The following is a 3,790-nucleotide window of genomic DNA, read 5'->3' on the forward strand; positions in this document are numbered from 1 at the left end:
ACCGTGAATATCTGCGTCGGGCAGCACGCATCATCGATCTCTTCCGGAGCCATTTCTTCGACCAGGAAAGCTGGACGGTTGGGGAACGTTTCGACGCCGATTGGTTGCCGTTGCAGGGAGATGAAGGACAGTGGACCGAACCGGGGCATCACTTCGAATGGGCTTCGCTCCTTGTCGATTTCGCAAGAGCGAGCGGCCAGAAAGACTTGGTCGCCTACGCAAGGAAGCTCTATTCATCGGCGGTCGCCAGTGGATTGAACCGGACAACAGGTCTGGCTTTTGCTGCCGTATCGCGGCAGGGAATCCCTCTCGACCGGCTCTCCCGCAGCTGGCCGCAATGCGAAGCCGTCAAGGCAGCCGTAGCCTTGGATGGCATTGGCGGGCCTGACCTGAAAGCTGAGATCGAAGCCCGTGTCGCGCGCCTGTTCAGATGGCACATCGATCCCGCGCCGCTTGGATTGTGGATCGACAGGATTGACGAGCGCGGAAGGTCACTGGCAACGGAGGTGCCGGCGAGCATCTTCTACCATCTGGTGACGGCATTGATGCAGTATCTGGACAAGACCGCAGGCCAAGTCGAACCTTTCCCGCTTCCTGCTTCGGACGTGAGCAAGACGGGTTTGAGGCAGGTACTGGGTCGCTCCTGATGCGACGATCCTGAGATACGGTGTTCGTGCCGAACCGTGGTTGGCGAAGGTCGTCTGCACCGAACCTTGAAGACCGCAGATATCGGCTCCTGGCGTGGCCGCTAAGGCACAGCCTTGGCCGCGCGCACCGGCAACGCTCGCTTTCCCCCGGTCGTCGGCCGCCGTGAGGCTGCCGGTGCTGCCAGGAGTTCCGAGGCAATGAATATGAGGTTCTCGCCGTTGACGAGGCTGTCGATCTTCCTTCCGCTCAAAAGCGAGTAGACGAAAGTGAGGCAGCCTCGGCCGGGAAACATAAAGTCGTGTGGTTCCACGATGATGCACGGCACATGCTTGAGGACCTTGCCGCAGTCTCGTGTTGCCTCCAGCTCCGCGCCTTCAATGTCCATCTTAAGCATCAGCAATTTCGCCTTGGGCAGTCTGGCAAGAAGGCCCCGTAAGGTGACCGACGGCACGCCTTCTCCGTCTGCCACGCCCCGTGCCCACGATGGGCGCTCGCTGTTGACAAGTGCAACTTCGCCCTCGTGGCACCAGAGTGCGCCGTAGACAGACATGATCCGCTCTAGACCGGCGCAGTTCGAGAGTAAGACTTCATGCGTTTGGCGATCCGGTTCGATGGCCATCACCACAGCATCAGGATACTGGTCTCTGAGGAAAATCGACGAGTAGCCAACGTTAGCGCCGGCATCCACGATAACGGGTATGATCCCCCTCCGTCTCCATCCTGCCGCGAGCCGGTTGAGCGCGCTCTGTCCACCCTTTCCAATTTCATATTCGCCGTGCCCAAAAATTTGTGACATGACAAACAAGTCGCTGTCGGTAGGCCTGATCAGCAATTCATGATCGCCACAGCGAACTTTCATCGCCGAGCCGATCCCGAGTGCGCGGCGAAGGAGTACTGAGACCAGTTTCCTCCAGCCGATGGCGCGCGCGAGCCCGTCAATGTGATAGAGCTTGGCGTAGAACGTCCGGTTCATCGTCGCAGTATCACCTGAGGATGTGCCAATCTCCATACACCCTTAGGGAGTAGCCAGGCCGGCTCGCCACCGAAGCAAATTGCCCGCACACACCCCCCGCATGCATATTCCTGCCATCATGCCCTCCCCGGTTCGGTCGTAGGCATGCTTCCTGCGCCGCTTATCAGCAAGGTACCGCAAGGTGATAGCGACGTCGTAGCTACGGCAAATTCGGTAGCACTTGCCTCTGTGTCGCTGCCTCAAAGCGGGATAGTATGCTTTGGGAAGATGCCTGACGCCACATTGAACGACCTCTCCCGATCATGGAAATGCGGTTAATTCGTCAAGGCGTTGTAACTTTGAGACGTGAACCATCTTGTCCGAACGGTTGAGACGCAACGATGGCCAAAAAAAAAGTCCGTGCGAGACCCAGCAGTGACCTTCTGAAACTGCTTGCCACAAGGCCTAGAGCGGTGGCGCTTGCTGCGCTGCACGTGAGTGAATCCGTGCTGCTGGAACTCGAAGCGTCCGAGCTTTTGTCAGCAGCAGAGATTAGAGGGCTACTTAAGGACGCGTCGATGACGTTACGAAATGCCGCCGAGCAAGCGGACAATCGCAGCTGCCTCGTCGCCAGCGAAATAGTCGATTCCATGCGGGAAAATTTCAAGAGAAATAAGACTTAACCTTGTCGCCATCGGCCGACCGGGAAAAACTTGTTATCTTCAACCAAAACTGCCGTTGCCACGTCATCGATAGTGCATTGGAGCATATTCTTCACATCAATTTTAATGTACGGTGTATGCGAGGGAGGTAGTTCGGGCAGTAGTTGGGCGGGGTTGCTTCTGAATGACGCCACATCCATTTTTGCGCGGGAATGAAAAACGCCTGTCGTATGAGGACGATACGGCGCTGATCAAAAGGCTGGGATTCACGCCGAAGCGCTATCTGGCGGAGACGGTCATCGTCAATCAGGGCGAGGATTGCGATCGCATGTTCATTGTCGAGTCGGGCTGGGGGTGCATTTCTCATGAACTTGCCGGCGGGCAGCGACAGATTCTAGATTTTGCACTGAAAGGCGACATCGTCCTACCTCAGTCCTACTCGGGCAGGGCTCTTGAAACGTTTGTGGCTCAAACCGAAATTTCAGTTCTGGTGGCTTCGACCAAGACATTTGCCGTTGCGGCCATGCAGTCGCCTCATCTGTTCTCCCTTGTTCTCGAAACCCTCGTGCACAATGCAGCGGTTGTCGCTCAACATCTCACCAATGTGGGACGACGCAGCGCCTTGGCGCGGACGGCGCATCTCTTCCTCGAACTGATGACGCGTCTGGAACGAATCGGCTCTGTCACGCGCAACAGCTATGAATGCCCTCTCACCCAGTACGATCTGGCGGACGCACTGGGACTCACTCCCATTCATGTCAACCGGATGCTGCGGGAACTGCGCGAGCGCAAGTTTCTCGAATTTCGGCAGGGCCACGTTCGTGTGCTCGATCAGCAGGGCCTGACTAAGTTTGCTGGATTCGAGCAGGAATATGTCGACGGTTGAGACGTCCCGGCATGCGATGGCAAGCAATCTTGTTCCCCGGTAGCGGCCATCGGGCAAGATCGAGGACGGGCTTTCCCGGGCAGCATCCACTTTCCGGCGGCGGATCTGTTCCGTGTGGCCCGCTCCCTATCCCGACTGGCGTCCGCTGGCCAGGCGCCGGCCAATTCAATCTCGGTTTCTTGGCGCGATCTCTTCGCGGTTGCCTAAGCGACACCGTCCTTGGCGTTCCGCTGCAGCGGCGAGTCCGCTCGGCCCAATTTGAGGACCACAATCAGGAGCGATAATTGGTGCTCGCTGCTCGGATCCTAAACAGAGCGTAGCTCTTCCACCAGACCTATGGCCCCCGCAGAGCCAGCCTTCGAGGCAAACTATGAGAGTTCATTCGCCGCTTCCTGAACACCCTGCGCAAATGCTCGCTCGAGCCAAAGGCGGCCTGCTACCGGGTTGTGTTCCCCGGCACGACCATTGCAGAGATAGCCCCCGAGCATGAGCTGGGCATAGCCATGTCCCCGCTCGGCGGCGGCGGCGAACCATTTCTGCGCTGCGACCGGGTCGAAGGACAGACCTTGGCCATTCGCGTACTGGGCACCGATCGCAAACATAGCCCCGGCGTGCCCGGCTGCGGCTGCCCGCTTGAACCAC

Annotated in this window: 4 protein-coding genes and 1 pseudogene; 3 read left to right on the forward strand and 2 right to left on the reverse strand. The window is 58.2% G+C overall.

Annotation, left to right across the window (positions count from 1 at the left end):
- A partial coding sequence (locus tag EN914_RS27785) for an AGE family epimerase/isomerase (RefSeq protein WP_206527251.1) occupies positions 1-647 on the forward strand: 647 nt, incomplete at its 5' end.
- 101 nt (positions 648-748) lie between these two features.
- Here the strand turns inward: EN914_RS27785 and EN914_RS27790 are convergent.
- On the reverse strand, positions 749-1,621 hold the full coding sequence (locus tag EN914_RS27790; RefSeq protein WP_024505424.1) for an FkbM family methyltransferase: 873 nt from the start codon (positions 1,619-1,621) through the stop codon (positions 749-751).
- Positions 1,622-2,001: 380 nt separating this feature from the next.
- Here EN914_RS27790 and EN914_RS27795 point away from each other — a divergent pair, with 380 nt between their 5' ends.
- Together EN914_RS27795 and EN914_RS27800 are read left to right on the forward strand one after the other, a co-directional pair.
- Positions 2,002-2,283 carry a hypothetical protein gene (locus EN914_RS27795; protein WP_024505425.1) on the forward strand — a complete coding sequence of 94 codons (282 nt, stop codon included), beginning with the start codon at positions 2,002-2,004 and terminating at the stop codon, positions 2,281-2,283.
- A gap of 163 nt (positions 2,284-2,446) precedes the next feature.
- Positions 2,447-3,148, forward strand: coding sequence for a Crp/Fnr family transcriptional regulator (locus EN914_RS27800; protein WP_024505426.1), 702 nt, complete (start codon positions 2,447-2,449; stop codon positions 3,146-3,148).
- Between the two features lie 368 nt (positions 3,149-3,516).
- Here the strand turns inward: EN914_RS27800 and EN914_RS27805 are convergent.
- Positions 3,517-3,790: pseudogene (locus EN914_RS27805) on the reverse strand (SEL1-like repeat protein); the annotation flags it as partial.

The sequence above is a fragment of the Mesorhizobium sp. M7A.F.Ca.CA.001.08.2.1 genome (genome assembly GCF_003998455.1).
Taxonomy (GTDB): Bacteria; Pseudomonadota; Alphaproteobacteria; order Rhizobiales; family Rhizobiaceae; genus Mesorhizobium; species Mesorhizobium ciceri.